Source organism: uncultured Streptococcus sp., from assembly GCF_963511325.1.
GTDB lineage: Bacteria > Bacillota > Bacilli > Lactobacillales > Streptococcaceae > Streptococcus.
The window spans coordinates 1-21,991 of record NZ_CAUPII010000008.1; the positions used below are offsets into that span (position 1 = coordinate 1).

Sequence of the window (21,991 nt, forward strand, 5' to 3'; positions counted from 1 at the left end):
CTACTGTTGTACCCTTAGGAAGATCTTTCAAGTTACCGATTGAATCTTCTGCTTTTGGTTCAGTTCCTTTATCTACAGTTTGAGCTTTTGGTGTTGGCTCGTTCTTATCTGCATCTGTTGGTTTTTTAGTTACAAATTCTGATAATGGTTTTGTATCTGTAGAACCATCTGTATAGGTTACTACAAGATTTCCTTTGTCATCTTTTGTGACTGATTTAATCTTACCATCTTTATCAACTGGAGTATCTTTTGCGATGTTCGCATCATCGTTATCTTTTTTGTACTCAAGTTGTAATTTTTCTTTGATTTTATCTAACTCAGCATCTGTTACTTTATCTGGATCTGCTACTTCAACTTTATCAGCTGGAGCTGGAGTTGCAATATCGTACTTATCTGTTTGAGATTTAACGATAAAGTGAACATATCCTGGTGTCTGAGTTGCATTAGGGTTTTGATCCAATGCTCTAAAATCAGTAGTTGATGGTGCATTATCATTGTCATTAGCAACAACAAAGCTTGTCCAATGGTTTGGAGCTTTAAGTGTTGTAACACCTGTCATCTTAATAGTAGCTGTAGCACCTGATACAGTACCATCACCATGAGTGACTGCTGAATTCTCGATTTTTCCAGTTGTGAAACCGTAATCTGCCGTATTATCTTTTCCAATACCACCAGGACCACGTACATACATATCTTTAACAGCAGTGTTGTCTGATGCTTTGAATGTTAAATCAGTGTTTTCACCTGTATAAACATAGATTTCTTTCTTAGCTTCATTTGAGTATGGGAGCTCAACTGTTGGAGCTACGTTTACAAATTCTGACAATGGTTTCTTATCTTGAGAACCATCTGCATAGGTTACTACAAGATTTCCATCAGCGTCTTTTGTGACTGATTGAATCTTAGCATCTTTATCAGCTACAGCTGTACCTTTTTTGTCTGCCAAGTTAGCATCATCATTCGTTTGAGAGTACTCAAGTTGGAGTTTCTCTTTGATTTTAGCTAAGTCGTCATCTGTTACATTCGTTGGGTCTGCTACAGCAACTTTTTCTGTTGGAGCTACAATGTCATATTTTTGAGTTTGTGCCTTAAGCATGACACGGAATGCACCTGGGTCAGTTGGGTTTGAAGCATTTGTTGCTCCATTCTCAATAAATGCACCATCTGTATCCGTTGCAGTTGCATAACGCCATCCCAAAGCCAAACCTTCTGGATTTTCTCCTTTAGTTGCTGCATCTAGTCTTTCTTTTGATAAACCATCTGTTGCTGCTGGAGTACCTGAGTAGGTAATGACTGCTGGTGCATCTGCTGTTGCCGGAGTTTCAGCATTGATAACATTTGCTTTAAATCCATATTGAGTGTTGATGGTATTTGCTTCACCTGCAACATCAGCAAACGCTTTGTTACCACCTTGTTTTACAGTAGCACTTGCAATTTTTCCGCTATCATCTTTGAATTTGATATCGAATGAGTTTGCTTCTCCACCGTATACATAAACTTCTTTAGTAGCTTTATTAGAGTAAGGAATCTCTACTGTTGGTGCTACGTTGTCACGTGCAGGAGTTGTTGTATCTTTAGTTACAAATTCTGACAATGGTTTCTTATCTTGAGAACCATCTTTATAGGTCACAACAAGATTTCCATCAGCGTCTTTTGTGACTGATTGAATCTTAGCATCTTTATCAGCTACAGCTGTACCTTTTTTGTCTGCCAAGTTAGCATCATCATTCGTTTGAGAGTACTCAAGTTGGAGTTTCTCTTTGATTTTAGCTAAGTCGTCATCTGTTACATTCGTTGGGTCTGCTACAGCAACTTTTTCTGTTGGAGCTACAATGTCATATTTTTGAGTTTGTGCCTTAAGCATGACACGGAATGCACCTGGGTCAGTTGGGTTTGAAGCATTTGTTGCTCCATTCTCAATAAATGCACCATCTGTATCCGTTGCAGTTGCATAACGCCATCCCAAAGCCAAACCTTCTGGATTTTCTCCTTTAGTTGCTGCATCTAGTCTTTCTTTTGATAAACCATCTGTTGCTGCTGGAGTACCTGAGTAGGTAATGACTGCTGGTGCATCTGCTGTTGCCGGAGTTTCAGCATTGATAACATTTGCTTTAAATCCATATTGAGTGTTGATGGTATTTGCTTCACCTGCAACATCAGCAAACGCTTTGTTACCACCTTGTTTTACAGTAGCACTTGCAATTTTTCCACTATCATCTTTGAATTTGATATCGAATGAGTTTGCTTCTCCACCATAGACATAAACTTCTTTTTCAGCTTTATTAGAGTAAGGAATTTCTACTGTTGGAGCTACGTTTTCACGTGCAGGAGTTGTTGGGTTAACGAGATATGCTGCTGCAACCTTATCTGTTGATCCATCAGGATAAGTGATAGTAAGGTTACCTTTTTCATCTACACTGTATTGTGTTTCTGCTGGAAGATTTGGGTTAGCAGTTTTAACTGAGTCGATGATCTTGTTCTTTTCATCTTCACTAACGTTGTTTGGATTTGCAATATCTACTTTTGTACCTGCAACTGGGTCATACTTTTTAGTGGTTTCAAGAACTGTGACAGTAATTGTTCGTTCAATTGCTGCTCTCTGATTGCTTGTTGGATCTGGACTTCCTTCAGCTCTAAAGGTAACCGTAGTATCTCCAAGACGTTGGTTCCATGAAACAGTACCTTCTGTTTCGGCATGGCTGTTTCTTATTGCTTTACTTCCATTAGTAGCCAATCCACCCGTTGGTGATACCCCTTTTACATTAAAAGCTGTGGGTTTAGTAATCCCAAACCAACGCAAGGCTGTCCCAGCAGCATCACCTGTTAAATGAAGTTTATCTCCACGATAAAGTGTAACCTTAGTCGCATTGGTTATCATTTGCAACTTATAAGGACCCGTAGTTACCTGCTTGTTCTCAATTGGAGTTGGTGTTTTTGTAACCGTAATCGGTGCACTCTTAGCTGACTCACTTCCACCTGCTGGTGTTGTAGTAGCTGTAATCTCACCTTCTGGAAGGCTGTTTGTAGGGTGAACAGTTGCTACACCTTGGTCGTTAGCTACAGCTTCACCAATCACAACGCCATCTTTGTTGTAAAGTTTAACAGTTGAACCTGCTGGTGCTTTCACTGTTACATCAGCTGGAGTACTTGCTTTACCTGCCAAATCATTGACAATTTCTGGACCACTAGTTGCAGTTGCAGCATCTACTGCTGGAGCGGTTGGTTTTGATGGTTCTGGTTGTGGTGCAACTGGTGCTGGAGTTTCTTCTTTTGGAGTCTCTGCTTTTGGAGCTTCTTCAACGTTACGTGTTTGCCATCCTTGAAGACTTGAGTAGCTACCTTCTTGCATGTTAGAGATAACTCGAGCTGTTGTTCCAGCTTTCATATCTTTGTTCAAGGTCAAGTTGATCGTTGAGTAGAACTTACCATCTTCACTTGAAGCAACACTAGCAATAGCACTGCTTGAAGAGTTTACTTGCCACTTACCTGGAACAGCCGTACGCTTGAGTCCAACTTCTTGCGCCTTGCCATCTGTATCTGTGAATTGGAAGTATGCTGCTCCCGCATCATGTGGCACTTTCAAGGTAACATTTCTATCATTTTCAACAAGATTATTCTGTTGTTTTGATTTAGATGATGGTACGATCTCTGAGTGACCTAGAGAGATGTTTACAGGTGTAGCAGCACTTTCTACTCCACCAACTGTTTGGGTAACGCTAATATTATCCCCAGTAACCAACTGTGGACCACCAGAGACGCTACTATTCAAACCAAAATCAAGTGGGAATGACCATTGGCCGTTTTGTGCAACTTGGGTTTGCTTAGCAGTTTTACCATTGCTCTTGAGATTGATGATAGCACCTGGCTTACCTGTACCTGAGATGGTTGTGTCTGTAGAAGCTACAGTAGGTACTGTAATTGTGTCATTTGTTTGAGTGTAAGTGTTGTTGACTCCTGGTTGTGGTGCAAGTCTTGATGAAATATTAATCCCAACTTCTGGGAAATCTGAAGTACGATTTTTAACAGCTGATGAACCATTCATCCCACCATTTTCTAGTGAGTTTTTTACAATAGCTGTTGCAAAACGAGCAAACAGATTGTGTTTGGTACCTTTAGTCACTACACTATAGGTAAGCGAATCAGGAACTCCTCCACCAATGTATTTATAATGAGACGCCAAAGCTTTGTGATTGCTCATAGCAGGGAGCTTTCCAAAATCTTTCTCAACGTAATAATCCTCATTCAGACGTCCAGCATTAGGACCACGGTCTACGACAGTAATACTTTGAATTGTATCATCTGATGCGACCACCAAGCCAGCAGCTTGGTGATTCTTATGCTGCGGTACAACACTAATTGTCCAAGTTGTTGTGTCTCCATCCACACTGTAGCGAACTGACTGAAACTGCTTGACACCCGCACCAGCAAATTCACCTTCAGCGAGTGAGCCGTCAACTGAACGGTATACTGCACGTGAACTTAGATCACGTTTCCCTCTTGAACGGACTGGTTCAGCTGGTGCGACTGGTTCAGTTGCCGCTTCCGTTACTTCTTCAACTTTAGCTTCAGTGGCTACTGCTGTTGTTTTTTCTTCTTTGATAGCAAGTTGAGCTACTGCCTCTTTGAGACTAGCGACTGCTGTATCCACTTGGTCTTGGCTAGCTTCTTCCTTATCCAAAACCTTTTGTGCTTGTTCAAGTGCTGTGTTCAAGCGAGAAAGAGAGTCTTCTGTCTTTCCTGCTTTGTCCAAGCCTTTTACTTCTTCGACCAACTGGGTCAAAACTTCTTTGTTAGCTGTTTTAGCAGTAGTGTTTTCCGCTACCACTGCTTTTTCAACTGTTGCTGGCTGAGTCTCTGCCACAGCAGCAGGAGCTTCATAAGTCCCCGTTTCTCCACCATATCCAGGCTTAGCCTCTTTAGCTTTTGAGCCACTCTCAACTGTAGATTCCGATGCTGTGTCTGCATGGACTGTTTGAGTAGCTAAGCTAGCTCCGACCGCAAAAACAAGCGAACAACCAAAAAGGAAATGTTTTCCTTTTTTAATCATACGCCAGTTCTTCTGCTCTGCATTTTTACGATTAAAATACATTCTTATCTCCTATTTATTTTTTATTAGAGTCGCATGTGTTTTACATACATTGCTATTATAAAATATGGTATCAACATAGTCAAGTTTTTTGCTCCTTTTAGAAAAAAAAAAAACATTTGATGCAAATCATTTCCAAATTTTCGATTTTTTTAGTAAAATTATTATAAAAATTGGTAATTTATAAACGAATTTTAAAAATTTTTTCCGAAAACATGCTATAATAGAAAAAAGCCCTGATAATTTTTTTATCTTTTTTTTGTTTATAATACATTATATTTTCAAGGAGTATTTTCTATGAGAGAACTATTATCTCACAAAGAACAGAGACAATTAAAAATTCTAGAATACTTATTTGAGAACCAAGAATGGATTCATATCGACACCTTGGCTGATATTCTAGATTTGAATGGACGCATCATCAAAAGCGATATCAAAGAAATGCGCGAGCAACTTTCTTGCTTTGATATTTTATCATCAACTGCTGGTATCCGACTAACGAACGAACAGAACTTTGGTATTGAGCGAATTTATAGACACGTTTTGCAAGAGTCTGTTAATTTTCAGGTACTCAGAGCTTTCTTCCTATTAGAAGAACCATTTACTTTCGAGCACCTAGTTCAAACGCTTGACATTTCTCTTCCCTCACTTCGTAAGAAGGTTGCTGAAATCAATAATATTCTGCGGTCAAAATATAAATTCAAGCTCAAGGTGACGCCTATTTCAATTATTGGAGACGAAAGAGACATTCGCTTCTTTTTTGCCCAATATTTCCATGAAGCCTATGGTTTCTTCAAATGGCCATTTCCTTTCTCTTCTGAAGATGTGGATGAATTTGTGACTTTTTTTGTCAAGGTCACAGGCTATCCTATCACCTACCAAAATATGTTTCAGCTGAAGATACAAATTGCAGTCAATCTCCATCGAGCAAAGATTTTACCGAGACCTAAAGGGGAAATCGAGTTTGACTCTCTTCGCTCTATTTTTAGTCAACTTTCAAACTTCCAGCAGGAATTGCAATCTCTTGGTGATCGTCTTGGAATCACACTCGATTTTACAACTATTGACCAAATTTTCAGCTCCTATACTCAAGAGGGGATTTTCTTCACGGTCGAGGATTTCCTAGAGGCGCGGAAAGACAATGAGAAAGTCGATCACTCCTATCACTCAGCTCGAGATGTCCTAGACAATCTTACCCGACAGTTTGATGTCCACTTTTCAAATACCGATCAATTGATTTGGCACTTGCATAACACTGCATTTCTAGAGCGTCAAGAAATCAACTCAGAATCTATCATTTCTCATAACAAATCTTATGCACTGAATAAGATTAAAAAGTTCTTCCCAGATTTTTACGAAGCAGCTAGTTTTGAAATGATGCGCTATAAGTCTAGCTTGGGACAAAAGGAGCAACTTCACGCTGTAATCCATCTAGTCTATACTCTTTTAACCCACGCAACTGATCTAATGGAACAACTCCTAAAGCACCAAACCAAGGTTCGTGTTCTTGTTTTAAGTGAGTTTGACTTTGCCCATCCTCAGGCTTTGATTTCACTCTATCAATTTTACACCTCTAGAAACATCCACTTTGAAACATGGGATAAAGCGACACTCAATGTCAATGAAATCATGGAAGCGGGTTACGATGCCATCATTACCAACTTTGATATTGAAGGATTGGTTCATCCGAAACTCATGAACGTCGGTCGCATGGCTAATCTACAAGTCGTCAATGAACTCAATACTCTTTCCATTAGTAAACTTTAAAAAAGCCTCTGTTTTATAACCAAGTAAGCAGACTAAAACATATACAAACGCATAATGTCAGTTATCTTAAAAACTTGATATTATGCGTTTTTATACTCTTCGAAAATCTCTTCAAACCGCGTCAACGTCCATCTGCAACCCCAAAGCAGTGCTTTGAGCTGACTTTGTCAGTTCTATCCACAACCTCAAAACAGTGTTTTGAGCAACCTGCGGCTAATTTCCTAGTTTACTCTTTGATTTTCATTGAGTATTACTTTCAACAATGGATTCGCACTTATTGATAAATTTCTGCTCATTTACAACATAGTGGATTGAAATAAGGGATGAACAATTCGATTAGGAAAGTCAAACTTATTTCTAGAAATATTTTTAGCAGTCGTAGTGTACTGTTCTAGATTCAATATACTCTGCATTGTGAATTCTAAAAAATTGCTAGAAATTGACTTAACTTCTCTAGTAAATTTGTTCAGATTTTATTTAACTATAACCTATCTATTTCAGTCTAACAAAAAACTTTTCCTTGCTTTTCTAGAATATAGCAAGATCTACTGATTAGCTGGTCAATTTCAATGTTTATACTTAGGCTACGATATTTCTTCAGTAGACTATCAACAAAAAGGGGGATTGGATTTTAATGGAGTCTGATTTCTCACCTACAAAACAAAAGAAAACGATTGCATAAAATTTTACTCCATGCTATACTAGGATAGAAATAAATGATAGGAGAGTGTCTATGAAAAACACGTCATCTCAACCAGATAAAAAAATGGTTTACAGTATCCGTTCTCTGAAAAACGGAACTGGCTCTGTCCTTATTGGAGCAAGCTTTATCCTCCTTGCCTTAACAGCACCTTCTGTAGCTGCAGCTGAAACTAGTCTGGGCACACAAGAAAATGTAAGCGCTATTAGTGCAGGCCCAGCTACTACAGAAACCAGCCAAGCTGAGGAAAAAACGCCTATTTTGACCTCAAAAGATGCAAACGCTTCCCTAGATTCTAAAACATCTAACCCAGTAGCAGTTTCTGAAACAGATACAACCGAGACTAGTGCAAGCCTTCTAACCAATAAAGACGAGAAAACAGAAGTATCAAGTCTAGCTACTGAGAAAGCTTCGCCAGCAGACACTGTATCTGAAAATCCGATCCAAGACAACTACTTCCGTATCCACGTCAAAAAACTTCCCCAAGAAAACCAAGATTCGCAAGGCCTTTGGACCTGGGACGATGTCGAAAAACCATCTGAAAATTGGCCAAATGGTGCCCAGTCCTTCAAGGATGCCAAGAAAGACGACTACGGCTACTACCTTGATGTCAAACTAAAAAATGAACAAGCTAAGAAAATCAGCTTCCTCATTAACAACACCAAAGGTGACAACCTTACCGGAGACCGTTCGGTAGAACGCCTCTCTCCAAAGATGAATGAAGCTTGGCTTGATGAGGACTACAAGGTCCACAACTACCAACCTCAGCCTGCGGGAACAATCCGCGTCAACTATTTCCGCACCGATGGCAACTATGACAAGAAATCTCTCTGGTATTGGGGAGATGTTAAAACTCCAAGTAGTGGAGAATGGCCTGACGGTACAGACTTTACTGCAAGTGGAAAACACGGACGCTACATCGACATTCCGCTCAATGAAGCCGCCAGAGAATTTGGATTTTTACTATTAGATGAGAGCAAGAAAGGCGATGATGTGAAAATCAGAAAAGAAGATTATAAATTTACTGACCTGAAAAACCACAGTCAAATCTTCCTTAAGGATGATGACGAAACAATCTACACCAACCCTTACTATGTACACGACATACGTATGACTGGTGCCCAACATGTGGCTAAGTCCCGTATTGAAAGTAGTTTTTCTACCTTGGTTGGTGCAAAAAAAGAAGACATTCTCAAACGCTCAACGATCACAGACCACCTAGGCAATAAAGTAACAATCACAGATGTTACAGTTGATGAAACAGGTAAGAAAGTAACCTACATCGGTGATTTCTCTGACACTCAAAACCCATACACCGTTGCCTACGATTCAGACCGTTTTACAACTCGTTCAAGCTGGCGTCTCAAAGATGAGACTTACAGTTACGATGGCCCTCTTGGTGCTAATCTTAAAGAAGATGGCAAACGTGTTGATCTGACACTCTGGTCTCCAAGTGCTGATAAAGTTTCTGTTGTCATCTACGATAAGAAAGATCCTGAAAAAGTGGTTGGAACCGTCGCTCTTAAAAAAGGAGAAAAAGGAACTTGGAAACAGACCCTGGATGAGAATTCAGGACTTGGTATTAGCAACTATACTGGCTACTACTACCACTACCAGATCGAGCGCCAAGGCAAGACTGTCCTCGTACTTGATCCTTACGCTAAATCTCTGGCAGCTTGGAACAGCGATCTATCCAAAACAGACGCTGCCCATAAGGTTGCTAAAGCTGCTTTTGTGGATCCAGCAAAACTTGGACCTCAAGACTTGACTTATGGTAAGATTCATAACTTCAAATCTCGTGAAGATGCTGTTATCTACGAGGCTCACGTTCGTGACTTTACCTCAGATCCTGCTATCGCAAAAGATTTGACCAAACCATTTGGTACTTTTGAAGCCTTTATCGAAAAACTAGACTACCTCAAAGACTTGGGTGTAACCCACATCCAGCTCCTTCCCGTCTTGTCTTACTATTATGTCAATGAATTGAAAAACCATGAACGCTTGTCCGCCTATGCTTCAAGCGATAGCAACTACAACTGGGGCTACGACCCGCAAAACTACTTCTCCTTGACTGGTATGTACTCAAGTGATCCTAAGGACCCAGAAAAACGTATCGCAGAATTTAAGAACCTTGTCAACGAAATCCATAAACGTGGCATGGGTGCTATCTTAGACGTAGTTTACAACCATACTGCCAATGTTGATATCTTTGAAGACATTGAGCCAAACTACTACCACTTCATGGATGCAGACGGGACACCTCGTACTAGCTTTGGTGGTGGTCGTCTAGGAACAACTCACTACATGTCTAAACGCGTCATGGTAGACTCTATCAAATATCTAGTTGATACCTACAAAGTAGATGGTTTCCGTTTCGATATGATGGGAGATCATGATGCAGCTTCTGTCGAAGAAGCTTACAAGGCTGCACGCGCCCTCAATCCAAATCTCATCATGCTTGGTGAAGGTTGGAGAACCTATTCTGGTGATGAAAATATGCCTACTAAAGCTGCTGACCAAGATTGGATGAAACATACCGATACTGTCGCTGTATTTTCAGATGACATCCGTAACAACCTCAAGTCTGGTTATCCAAATGAAGGTCAACCTGCCTTTATCACAGGTGGAAAACGCGATATCAATACCATCTTTAAAAATCTAATTGCTCAACCAACCAACTTTGAAGCAGATAGCCCTGGAGATGTGATTCAATACATCGCAGCCCATGATAACTTGACCCTCTTTGACATCATTGCCCAATCAATCAAAAAAGACCCAAGCAAGGCTGAAAACTATGCGGAAATCCATCGTCGTTTGCGCCTCGGAAATCTCATGGTCTTGACAGCTCAAGGAACTCCATTTATTCACTCTGGTCAGGAATACGGACGTACCAAACAATTCCGTGACCCAGCCTACAAGACTCCAGTTTCAGAAGATAAGGTACCAAATAAATCTCACTTGTTGCGTGATAAGGACGGTAACCCATTTGACTATCCTTACTTCATCCATGATTCTTATGACTCTAGTGATGCTGTCAACAAGTTTGATTGGACCAAGGCAACTGATGGAAAAGCTTATCCTGAAAATGTCAAGAGCCGTGACTACATGAAAGGTTTAATTGCACTTCGCCAATCTACAGACGCCTTCCGACTTAAGAGTCTTCAAGATATCAAGGACCGTGTCCACCTCATCACTATCCCAGGCCAAAATGGTGTGGACAAAGAAGATGTAGTGATTGGCTACCAAATCACTGCTCCAAACGGAGATATCTACGCAGTCTTTGTCAATGCGGACGAAAAAGCTCGCGAATTTAATTTGGGAACTGCCTTTGCACATCTAAGAAATGCTGAAGTTTTAGCAGATGAAAACCAAGCAGGACCAGTCGGAATTGCCAACCCTCAAGGACTTGAATGGACTGAAAAAGGCTTGAAATTAAATGCCCTTACAGCCACTGTTCTTCGAATCGCTCAAGGCGGTGCCATCGTTGCCCCAGCTGTGGAAGAAAAACCAGAAGCGCAACCAAGCACCTATGAAACAAATACAGACAAGTCAGAGGATAAAGGGCAAACTCTTGCTAACCAGTCTGACGCAACTCAACCTGGAACTGACTCACTATCACAAAAAGTCCTTCCAAACACTGGAACAGAAAAAGTTTCCTACCTTGCATTAGCAGGAATTAGCCTCCTAGCCCTCCTTGGACTTGGTAGCTTCCTCAAGTCAAGAAAGGAACAATAAAAGCAAGGACTCTATAAATCCAGCAACTTGATAGAAAGACATGTAAAAAGAGGCTGGGATAAAAGTCTTTAAAATCAGAAAAACGCATATTATTCAGATGTTTAAAAAACTTGATAATATGCGTTTTATTGTGGAAAGATTTATACTCAATATTCTACTAAAATTATGTTTGTGTCTCGCCTCTTCAGATTTAAAAAAAGGTTCATTTTGATCAATTTGTTTCAATCTCTTTCTTTTACTAGAGAAAATAAAAAAACTCTTAAAAATAGCATTATGTCAGCATTTCTAAGAGTTTTTACTATATAGTATCCAACCTCTATAAGGGCAATTTTTTTATTACTGATAGGGTAGGTCTACGTTCTGCCTCTTTCTAGAAGCTCTTATTTCTCTATCCTTGCTTCGGCATCTGCCACTACTTGGACAAGACTGGTTTGGCTCAGCTCCTGCTCCATAGCTAGCTGAATCTTTTGTAATTTCTCATCTAAAATCCTTGGTTTTTAAGAATCCCTCGCCATAGAATTTCCTTATAGGAAAATAGCAGGGTTAAGAATAATAATCCGTAGAAGAACATAAAAATCCACTTCAATTTCGCACACAAGGCTACAAATTCACGGATAAAGTCAGATGGAATGTAATAGCCTGCTGTCCGACATCCCAAGCCATCTCCTTATTAATGATAGCCATATCATATTAAGATTAACTTGAAAATTTTATCAAAAGAAAAAGGTCTACCAATTGGTAATCCAATAACTGTTATTAAGAAGCCTCTATTTTATAATGGCAATTATCCAAGATATAAATAATTTTCAAAAATTATTTTTTCTACCTCTCTTTTAATTAATTCTTTTTCACAAATACCAATCATTACGCTATCGTAATTTTTAAGTTCCTCATCAATTCCATCTAAATACATATCTAGTGTCAATTGATTTCTCTTAAGATGATTAAGTAAAGAAAACTTAAATTCTTTTTTAAAATCTTTATCATTGACTAGTTTTAAATATTTATTCCCTTTGCCTTCTATCAATTTTAAGGTAAAAAATTTCAAGAGAGAGCCATAGATACTATATGAATAACCCTTTGATTTATACTCAGCTTCTTTTTTGATGAGATTAACCATAAATTCTTGTTCATCATGCTTTTCCTCCCTTCCCCATTTCCGATATAAAAATTCTTCAAGTAACAAAAGTGAACTTAAAGGTAACTGACTAAATTCGTAGGGGGAAAGTAATTCTATATTTTTCATCAAGAATTCACTCATGGTAGAATTCAAAGTCTTATAATCATAGGTGTAGGTTGGAAATATATTAGGAGTTATGGAAAGTCCTCTTATGTATTGGTCAACTAAATCTTGTTTTCCCCATCTTTCTTGCAACTCCACTCTTCTAAAACCATATGGACTAGTAGATAATATACTTTGAACTACAATAAGCTTTAGTTTAGAAATACCTTTGAAATCTTTCAAAAACTCATCATCAATAAGTTCAATATCTCTAGTATCAAACACCTTTTTAAGAATCTCTACACCAACATGCTCACCATATTCGACGGTATCAATTATTGAAATCATGTTGCTATAAAGTTTTTCCTTTTTTTCTTTACTAGACTTAAAAATTTCCACTAAGATTTCAATATATTCTCCATCACTTGAATCCCAGTCTCTAGTTTCTGGATGAAGCAGTTGGTATAATGCAAATGCTCCACGATAGTTAATAGACATCGTTTTTACGATTTCTATTAAATTGGTAAAATTGGAAGTACTACTGTCAACATGGTTATGATTATCAGTTAGGTACTTAAAACATATTCTAGAGTAAGCAAGCTTATTATCGTAGTCTAGAATAATTATTTCATCACCGCCATCAAAAGGATCTACTCTCATTTCAGGCTCTCTTAAATCAGGAAGAAATACGTCTGATAAATCATCTGAATTTCTATATTTATCAAAAATAATATTCCAAACTTTCTCTTCATATTCATTATAATAGTCTCTGATTTCATTGCGCTGAACATAATGCTGTTCACCATTTTTTAAATGGAAATCAATTTTAAGTATATTTGAATGCAATGCAAGATATACACTGTCAGTATCAGAATTATAGTCAATGCTATCAGGATAGGTTGATGAGTAATATACATCTATCTTTTTGATTTTTCTAAAGTATTCTTTAGAAATTCGAAGATTGGAATCAGAAATTAACTTGTCAAAAATAAATATTTTGCTGGGAATATCTGTTTCCCAATAATTTTTCCAAACATTATTTTTAGAAATCTTTTTCTGAACTAAAGATATCAAATAAGAATTTGTTTGTTTATTTTTAGCCATCTCCGCTAATATTTCAAACATACAAAAATGTATGTTATTTATTTTACTATATTCATACCAATTAATTCCTAAATTCCTAACTTTCGAATTATACTCTACACCTAAAATCTCTTTTTTTCTAAAAATACCCGTAGTTTTAAAACTATTATCATTCTCTATCCAACGTATATTCTTTTTAATTAATTTATCAAACATCTGAACATCTAGCTTAAATAAAGAAGTAGCAAAACAAATTAATTCATCATCTTCACAATTAATATGAGATATTAATTCATATTTCTCTTTTATAAAGCACTTATAATTGAAAATATCTCCCACCTCAAATTCCTTTAAAATTCCAATAATTTCTTCACTAGAAATATTACAATAAATAAATTCTAAAAATGTGCTTTTATCTTTAGCATTGTCAATCTTAGATAGATCCACTCTAACTTGCTTAAAATAACTCTTTCTAGCTCCATGGGAAAATTTTTGCTTGAGTAATCTATTAAAATATCTGTGGTATCTATTTTCAATATCCGATTCTATGAATTCTTTCAATCTTCCATCAGTATTTTTGTTGATAAATATAGTTGTTTTAGCCACTTTTAAGCTAAATTTCAAAAGAAAGATAAACAAAATCAATAGGAAACCAATTATAGCCTGCCAAATATATTGATAATGAATACCTGCAGATGCATTAAATTTAACTATAAGAGGAATAATAATTGATAGCAACAAAGAACCAATGAACTCCCAACTATTTGTTAAATGATACCAAACATTGCTGTCTGTTAAAAAATCCATTTTTTGATAGCCTAAGTAAGTCCCTTTTTCTTTATTGTCATAACCAACCATAAATTGTAAAAATCCAACATAAACTCCGTAACACGACCATATAGCTAAGACTACAGAAAATACGGATGCTATATCTAAATCATCACTTTCAAGATTAAATAATGAAATTTTATATTGATAACATAACCAATAAATATAACTCACGATTGAGAAAAATAATATATGAGAAAAATATTTGATTTTATCACCTGAAATTAATTCATCTATAAAGATTGTAAACCTAAGTCGCCCAAAAAATCTTAGAATATAGGACAATACAAAAATAATTATTGGAGAATATAGAATTAATTTTTCAAACAAGCAAAACACCCCTTCTTTTTTCTAATTAATAATGATTATACCTAATATATATGATAAATCTGATTTGAAACAAGGCACCTGAAACTTTCGCAATTTGATAAAGGACAAGCAATATCAGTTCAATTACTGCAATGATCAAAAGACTTTGTAGAATTAGTTACAACAACTTGAATATCTTTCTAGGATAAGTGCTTACGGTAATAATCAGTTTGTTCCTTGTCGATTTCGTCTAATTAACTAGCTAAATCAAGATATTCTTCTTTTGTAACCTCCTCTAAGTCTGGAAAGCCATTATCACGGGTTGTGATGATGACCTCTAATTGACTGATTATTTCTCGTTTTGAAAAACTAACATCAAGGAGTTCATCTTCATACTGTTCCTTTAAATCTTGGTAGTCAGAACTATCCTCTGAACTTGTAAAACCTTGTGCCACCCATTCTTCTAGTTGATAACGTATTTCTTCTATCGTTTTGACCATAATCTAGTCTCATTTTGTAATTTCTTAACTTCATTTTACCGCGTTCAAAAATATTTGTCAGCGTTTTTCTTATATCTCAAGTGCTATTTGTTGATCTTTGTCTAGTGTATCTTCACTAAACTTGGCCAAATACGCATATATTTCCTCAATTTCTGCTTCTTTTTCAACTAAGGGAGCTAAAACTTCATAAAAGAGACGGTATCTGGTAAGGGCACGATAAAACTATTGACTTCTCTTATAGTTTGTAGTTAATGACTACATTTTATCATAATTATCCACATAGAAAAAGAGGATCTAAAGTCCTCTTATCCTTCTAGCCTACTCTCTGCATCTGTCACCACTTGAGCAAGACTGGTTTGGCTCAGCTCCTGCTCCATGGCTAGCTGAATCTTTTGTAATTTCTCATCTAAAACCCCATGGATGTTAGCTCCTACTGGACAGGCTGGATTGGGATTGTCATGAAAACTAAAGAGTTGACCTGTCTTTCCAAGGCATTCGACCGCTTGGTAAACATCTAATAGACTGATATCCTCTAAGTCTTTGATAATCTCTGCCCCTCCAGTTCCACGCGCAACTGAGATCAACTCTGCCTTTTTCAGTTGGGACAAGGTTTTACGGATAATAACTGGATTGACTCCAACACTACTAGCTAGAAAATCGCTAGTCACCTTGCTTTCCTTCCCTTTTAGGGCAATAATAATCAACATGTGAGTTGCAATGGTAAATCGACTTGAAATTTGCATCCTCTTCTCCTTTTTTCGTCAGATTAGTTCTTTCTTTTCTTAAGTTTATTATATCTCTTCTAGTTGTAATGTCAAGAGTTACCACTAAGCCAGTCATCCAATTCAACATCATGTCCTTGACTCTGAGCGATTTCGTGCAACAAGTCCTGATTGTGGGTATGGTGAATCCCATTAACCAAACTTTCATAATAAACTTGGTAGTAGGGTAATTGTAAGTCTTTGGCTAGCTGTAATTCTGCCTCAATATCATAATCGACACGACGAAAATCAGCATCTTTTAAACCTTTTTCGTCAAATTCTAAGATCATGTATTGGGCCCGCAAGTCTTTGCGTAAATTCCCAGATAAAAAGAAGGGTTGCCCAATCGAACCTGGATTCAGGATAAGCTGGCCACCACTACCATAACGAAGAAACTGCTGATGGATATGGCCATAAATGGCAATATCGCAATCTGGATTGGTGACAAGACGATCAAAATCCTCTTGCTTACCAAGATGAATCAGCTCTCTTCCCCAGTTTTTATCAGGCAAGTGATGACTAATCCCTAGCTTCAGATCTCCAAACTGGCGATGCACTTGCAAAGGATAGTCCTGCAGTGCCTCAATCTCCTCGATGCTGAGTTCTTCCATAATATACTGACATTGGCGTAAGAGATAACGATGACTGGGTCTGGTTTCATCTAACTGACGATGGCAGGCGCGCCACAAGCTCTCCTCCCAATTCCCTAAAACTCTATGGGTGATGGGTAAAGTGTCCAGTATCTGGAGAATATTTTTTCGTCCTGTTCCAGGCATGAGGATATCTCCCAAGAGCCAATACTCATCAACCTCCGACTTCTGGGCATCTGCCAGAACAGCCTCTAAGGCTGTTGTATTGCCATGTATATCTGATAATACTGCGATTTTTGTCATATCTTTTCCTCTTAGCTTTTCTATTTTTATTATAACAAACTCCAAGTCAAAGTCAAAAAGCACCTATCTTTTCTATCGTTTTTTACTTTACTTTTTTAGTGAAAAGGATTACAATGAAGGTAATAAGAATGAGGAGGTTTTTGCTATGACACAACGTTATGAAAATATCATGGTAGCAGTTGACGGTTCTAAGGAAGCTGACTTGGCTTTCATCAAAGGGGTTCATTCAGCACTGCGTAACCAAGCAAAACTAACTATTGCTCATGTCATTGACACACGTGCTCTTCAAAGCATCTCAACATTTGATGCTGAAGTTTACGAAGAATTGCAAGTAGAGGCCAACGATTTGATGGCAGAATATGAAAAGCGTGCAAGAGATGCTGGTCTCACAGACATAAAAGTTGTTATTGAGATGGGTAACCCTAAAACTCTCTTAGCTAAAACAATTCCAGACAAAGAAAAGGTTGATTTGATTTTAGTTGGAGCAACAGGACTCAATGCCTTTGAGCGCTTGCTAGTTGGTTCTTCATCAGAATATATCTTACGCCATACCAGCGTTGACCTTCTCGTCGTTAGAGATAAGGATAAAACTTTGTAATAAAAACAGAAATGAGGTTGGGATTTTTCTCCTAACCTCATTTTTCTATATAATAGATTGAATTAAGGTGTGAACAAAGAGATTGGGAAAGCCAACTTAATTTCTAGAAGTTTTTTTAGAATCCGTAGTGTACTATTCTAGATTCAACTAACTATAAATTGTTGATGTCGTAGTTGGAGCTAGGAAATAAAAACATCATTCCAGGCTTCCTTTCCTACCGCCTATTTCTTATCGGCTCTTTCCTTGTGGCGTTCATAGGCCTTTATCTGACGCTCAATTTCCTTTTTAATGGCTGGTTCTGGAGCGTATTTTTCTTCCCAATCATCTGGTTTTAGGATTTTGTGGGTCACTGGATCAAAATGAGCTTTTCCATCAGGGAACATTTTACCCATATTGGCTTGATGGACAATGTCAAAAATCCGTTCTGGATCCACTCCCATCAAAACAAAACTACCATAGGTGAAGTACAAAGTATCAATCAAGGCGTCCACTTGCCCTACCAAATCTTGCTGAGCAGGCGTTTTCTTAGCAACTTTCTCTGCTGCTTTATCCAGCGCTTGGTGTAACTGTCCTACTGCTTGTTCGAAATCTTCTTCAGAAGAGCTAGCAGCTCGGACAAACTCCACTAATTCTTCTATCTTAAATCCCGCTCTATGGGTGGCACCTTCTAAGTCCCAAGCTTGGGGCTCCTCTTGAGTTCGTTCATCCATCATGTGATGGAAGGTCTTGACCTTATTAAAATGATAATCACGGCTGACAAAAACTTTTTCTGAAGCCAGAACACCAAAATGTTCCAAAGCTTTGTGAATCCCATCTTGCTGGTTGCTGGTTGTGATATGCTTAGCGACTTCCTTGACACTGCTACTACCATTGCCCATGGCAACTGACATTCCAACACCCGCCAGCATCTCTAGGTCATTGTCCGAGTCACCAAATGCCATGACTTGATTGAGATCAAAACCATACTCTTTTCCGACACGGCGAATGCCTTCTAGCTTTGAATTTCCTTGGTTGATGACATCGGCTGCAAAAGGATTACTACGAGTCAATTTCAAGTCTTGAAAATCAGCTGCTGCTTTCTCAGATTCTTCTGGTGTCATTAGCATCAAAACTTGATAAATGGGTTGATTCATCAACTGAAGTAAGTCTTCTTCCTTCTGAGGAACGACCTTACTCACCATTCGATTAAAGGAATGACTAACTGTACGAGTCAACATAGAGGGGACAAAACGACTCACTCTTTGTGAAAAAGAACCTAGGCCAAAAGACATGATTTTTGAACCCAGCATGGCATCCTTAGTCCCCAAAGCAATCTCCTTGCCCTCTTTTTTAGCATAGGCTATCAACTGCCGTAAATGAGATTTGGAAAGAGGACTTGTAAACAAGACTCTGTCTTTATTAAAGATATATTGGCCGTTATAGGTTACAGCAAAATCCAGATCTAAATCATCCATTAAATCCTTAACAAAAAAAGGTCCTCGCCCTGTCGCTACTCCAACAAGCACTCCCTGGTCCTTCACAATCTTAATCGCGTCCTTAGTGGATTTCAAAACACTCTTGCGATCGTTGACCAGTGTTCCATCGATATCAAAAAAAACAGCTTTGACTTCCATCCTACCTCAATCTCCCCTTTTGTGATACAATGATTATACCACATTTCAGAAAGAGTGAGTAAATCATGCCTAAGAAAATCCTTGTTTTACATACGGGTGGTACTATTTCCATGCAAGCCGATGACTCTGGCGCTGTTGTAACTAGCCAAGAAAACCCTATGAATCATGTATCCAATCCACTTGAAGGAGTTGAAGTCCACGCCCTCGACTTTTTTAATCTGCCAAGTCCCCATATTAAACCCAAGCATATGCTGGCCCTCTATCAAAAAATCAAAGAGGAGGCTGATCATTATGACGGTTTCGTGATTACACATGGGACAGATACCTTGGAGGAGACTGCCTATTTCCTCGATACCATGGAGGTTCCTCACAAACCGATCGTACTAACAGGGGCCATGCGTAGTTCCAACGAACTCGGAAGCGATGGTGTCTACAATTATCTCAGTGCCCTACGTGTAGCGAGTGACGATAAGGCTGCTGATAAGGGTGTCTTGGTCGTGATGAATGATGAAATCCACGCTGCTAAGTATGTGACCAAGACGCACACGACAAATGTTAGTACCTTTCAAACGCCGACCCACGGCCCTCTTGGGCTCATCATGAAACAGGAGATTCTCTACTTCAAAACAGCTGAACCCCGTATTCGTTTTGACCTTGAAAGGATCCAGGGCTTGATTCCAATTATTCCAGTCTATGCTGGCATGACAGAAGAACTCCTTAATTTGCTTCCTGTTGACCAGCTAGATGGTCTTATTATCCAGGCCTTTGGTGCTGGAAATGTTCCCAAGGAAACATCACAAAAATTGAACGCTCTTATCCAAGAAGGGCTCCCCATCGCCTTGGTTTCTCGTTGTTTTAACGGGATTGCCGAACCTGTTTATGCCTATGAGGGGGGTGGCGTTTGTCTACAAAATGCTGGCGTATTTTTTGTCAAAGAGCTAAATGCTCAAAAAGCTCGTCTCAAACTCCTCATTGCTATCAATGCTGGCCTTACAGGAGAGGAATTACGAGCCTATATGGAAGGATAATACTCTTCGAAAATCAAATTCAAACCTCGTCAACGTCGCCTTGCGTAGGTATATGTAACTGACTTCGTCAGTCTTATCTACAACCTCAAAGCAGTGCTTTGAGCAACCTGCGGCTAGTTTCCTAGTTTGCTCTTTGATTTTCATTGAGTATAAAAAAGTCGGTGAGATAGAAATTACTAGATCAAGTCTTGTTTTCTAGTCACCCCCGCAAGCCTTCTACCATCAACTTGATACTTGAACCATTGACCAAAAAGTTTTTACTACTAAAAAGCGAGGTCGGGATTTTTATCCCGACCTCTTCTGGTTAATCTTTACGAGTTGAATGACGTTCTACCAAACCATGTGGCAAAAGAACTTCACGCTCTTCTAACTCTTCCTTATGCATAATTTTCGTCAACATACGCATACTAATAGCACCAAGGTCATACAAAGGTTGCGCAATGGTGGTTAAGTTTGGACGAGTATAGCGCGCGATTTGTGAATCATCACTGGTGATGATTTCAAAGTCTTCTGGTACAGAAACTCCCTTGTCAGCAAGTCCGTTCAACACACCTGCTGCTAGTTCATCTCCTGTTACAATCGCTGCGGTTGCTTTAGAAGAAATCAAGCGTTCTGCCAAGGCATAACCATCATCATAACGGTATTTTGATTCAAAAACAAGACCTTCACTGTAATTAATTCCCGCTTCTTTCAAAGCATCTTTGTAGCCAGATAAGCGAATCTTGCCATTAATATCATCCACTAATGGTCCACTAACGAAGGCAATTTTTTTATTTCGTTTCAAGAGATGGCGAACTGCATCAACCGTAGCATGTTTATAGTCAATATTGACACTTGGAAGTTGGTGCTCCACATCCACTGTTCCTGAAAGAACCACAGGTGTGCGTGAGCGTGAAAACTCTGAGCGAATCTTCTCAGTTAAATGATAACCCATGAAGATAACGCCATCCACCTGTTTAGAAAAGAGAGTATTGACCACAGATACTTCCTTTTCATCATCCTCATCACTGTTAGCAAGGACGATGTTGTATTTGTACATCTCCGCGATATCGTCAATCCCTTTAGCAAGGGCAGAGAAATAAGTATTTGTGATATCTGGAATGACGACTCCAACTGTTGTCGTTTTCTTGCTTGCTAGACCACGTGCTACTGCATTAGGACGATAATCTAGACGTTCAATAACCTCTAAGACTTTCTTTCGAGTATTTTCTTTAACATTTTTATTGCCATTGACAACACGGCTGACAGTCGCCATTGACACTCCCGCTTCTCGGGCAACGTCATAAATTGTTACTGTATCATCTGTGTTCATTCCGTTTCCTTTCTACTTTGAAAATTTTGTTTTCATGATTCCACTGTTCTCATTTTACCACTAATTGTAAGCATTTTCAAGCGTTTGATGAAGATTCGTTGAAAAAATTTCAAAATCATTCTCATATTTTTAAAGGTAGTTGACTTTTCTTGATTTTTCTAGCAGTTTGCAGTATGATAATAAAAAAATCAATTAGGAGATAGGAATGGCTTTTACAGATTCTCATAGACGATGTGCCAGTTTCGGTGTGGTGACCAATTTACCCGACGATGTTATCGATTCAATCTGGTATATAATCGATCATTTTTTAAAGCATGTTTTTGAGCTAGAAGATGAATTGGAATTTCGACTTTTGAATCATGAAGGCTCCATCACTTTTCGTTTTTCTAGTCAACATCTACCAACTACGATTGAATTCGACTTCAATCATCCCTTTGACCCACTCTATCCACCTAAAGTTCTGGTCATGGATATGGATGGGAAGGAAACCATTCTCCTACCAGAAGAAAATGACCTATTTTAAAAACTCTAGTCTCCTCTATCTACTTAGGAAACT

The 21,991-nt window shown here is 38.4% G+C and carries 12 protein-coding genes and 4 pseudogenes; 5 read left to right on the forward strand and 11 right to left on the reverse strand.

The features are described 5' to 3' along the window. A partial coding sequence (locus RQ973_RS03800) for a Rib/alpha-like domain-containing protein (protein WP_311522802.1) occupies positions 1-5,089 on the reverse strand: 5,089 nt, incomplete at its 3' end. Between the two features lie 294 nt (positions 5,090-5,383). Here RQ973_RS03800 and RQ973_RS03805 point away from each other — a divergent pair. After that, complete coding sequence (locus RQ973_RS03805; protein ID WP_311522804.1) at positions 5,384-6,853, forward strand: M protein trans-acting positive regulator PRD domain-containing protein; 1,470 nt, start codon at positions 5,384-5,386, stop codon at positions 6,851-6,853. A 733-nt stretch (positions 6,854-7,586) separates the two neighbouring features. Further along, positions 7,587-11,288 carry a pullulanase gene (locus RQ973_RS03810; protein WP_311522805.1) on the forward strand — a complete coding sequence of 1,234 codons (3,702 nt, stop codon included), beginning with the start codon at positions 7,587-7,589 and terminating at the stop codon, positions 11,286-11,288. A gap of 380 nt (positions 11,289-11,668) precedes the next feature. Here RQ973_RS03810 and RQ973_RS03815 read toward each other — a convergent pair. From RQ973_RS03815 to RQ973_RS03845, 8 genes and pseudogenes are all read right to left on the reverse strand, one after another. Further along, positions 11,669-11,776 (reverse strand): annotated as a pseudogene (locus RQ973_RS03815) (Rrf2 family transcriptional regulator); the annotation flags it as partial. Then, positions 11,770-11,955: pseudogene (locus RQ973_RS03820) on the reverse strand (hypothetical protein); the annotation flags it as partial. The pseudogenes RQ973_RS03820 and RQ973_RS03815, both read right to left, overlap by 7 nt. 117 nt (positions 11,956-12,072) lie before the next feature. Beyond that, the gene (locus RQ973_RS03825) at positions 12,073-14,751 is read right to left on the reverse strand and encodes a hypothetical protein (RefSeq protein ID WP_311522806.1); all 2,679 of its coding nucleotides are present in this window, start codon (positions 14,749-14,751) and stop codon (positions 12,073-12,075) included. 52 nt (positions 14,752-14,803) lie between these two features. After that, positions 14,804-14,905: pseudogene (locus RQ973_RS03830) on the reverse strand (DUF5966 family protein); the annotation flags it as partial. A gap of 79 nt (positions 14,906-14,984) precedes the next feature. After that, positions 14,985-15,230 carry a DUF5962 family protein gene (locus tag RQ973_RS03835; protein ID WP_153225809.1) on the reverse strand — a complete coding sequence of 82 codons (246 nt, stop codon included), beginning with the start codon at positions 15,228-15,230 and terminating at the stop codon, positions 14,985-14,987. A gap of 69 nt (positions 15,231-15,299) precedes the next feature. Then, positions 15,300-15,419 (reverse strand): annotated as a pseudogene (locus RQ973_RS09470) (helicase SNF2); the annotation flags it as partial. Positions 15,420-15,535: 116 nt separating this feature from the next. Then, the gene (locus tag RQ973_RS03840) at positions 15,536-15,973 is read right to left on the reverse strand and encodes an Rrf2 family transcriptional regulator (protein ID WP_153224898.1); all 438 of its coding nucleotides are present in this window, start codon (positions 15,971-15,973) and stop codon (positions 15,536-15,538) included. A 71-nt stretch (positions 15,974-16,044) separates the two neighbouring features. Beyond that, entirely contained in the window at positions 16,045-16,884 is an 840-nt protein-coding gene (locus tag RQ973_RS03845) for a metallophosphoesterase family protein (RefSeq protein WP_311522807.1), read from the reverse strand. A gap of 145 nt (positions 16,885-17,029) precedes the next feature. Here RQ973_RS03845 and RQ973_RS03850 point away from each other — a divergent pair, with 145 nt between their 5' ends. Next, the gene (locus RQ973_RS03850; protein WP_049504821.1) at positions 17,030-17,482 is read left to right on the forward strand and encodes a universal stress protein; all 453 of its coding nucleotides are present in this window, start codon (positions 17,030-17,032) and stop codon (positions 17,480-17,482) included. Positions 17,483-17,703: 221 nt separating this feature from the next. On the opposite strand, the gene RQ973_RS03855 is transcribed toward RQ973_RS03850, so the two are convergent. Further along, on the reverse strand, positions 17,704-19,095 hold the full coding sequence (locus RQ973_RS03855; protein WP_311522808.1) for a Cof-type HAD-IIB family hydrolase: 1,392 nt from the start codon (positions 19,093-19,095) through the stop codon (positions 17,704-17,706). Positions 19,096-19,160: 65 nt separating this feature from the next. On the opposite strand from RQ973_RS03855, the gene RQ973_RS03860 reads away from it, so the two are divergent. Then, complete coding sequence (locus tag RQ973_RS03860) at positions 19,161-20,123, forward strand: asparaginase (RefSeq protein WP_311522809.1); 963 nt, start codon at positions 19,161-19,163, stop codon at positions 20,121-20,123. Between the two features lie 304 nt (positions 20,124-20,427). On the opposite strand, the gene ccpA is transcribed toward RQ973_RS03860, so the two are convergent. Next, positions 20,428-21,435 (reverse strand): catabolite control protein A, encoded by a 1,008-nt coding sequence (gene ccpA, locus RQ973_RS03865; RefSeq protein ID WP_311522810.1) that lies wholly within the window; start codon positions 21,433-21,435, stop codon positions 20,428-20,430. A 205-nt stretch (positions 21,436-21,640) separates the two neighbouring features. On the opposite strand from ccpA, the gene RQ973_RS03870 reads away from it, so the two are divergent. Then, the gene (locus RQ973_RS03870) at positions 21,641-21,958 is read left to right on the forward strand and encodes a DUF960 domain-containing protein (protein ID WP_311522812.1); all 318 of its coding nucleotides are present in this window, start codon (positions 21,641-21,643) and stop codon (positions 21,956-21,958) included. Positions 21,959-21,991: the final 33 nt, after the last annotated feature.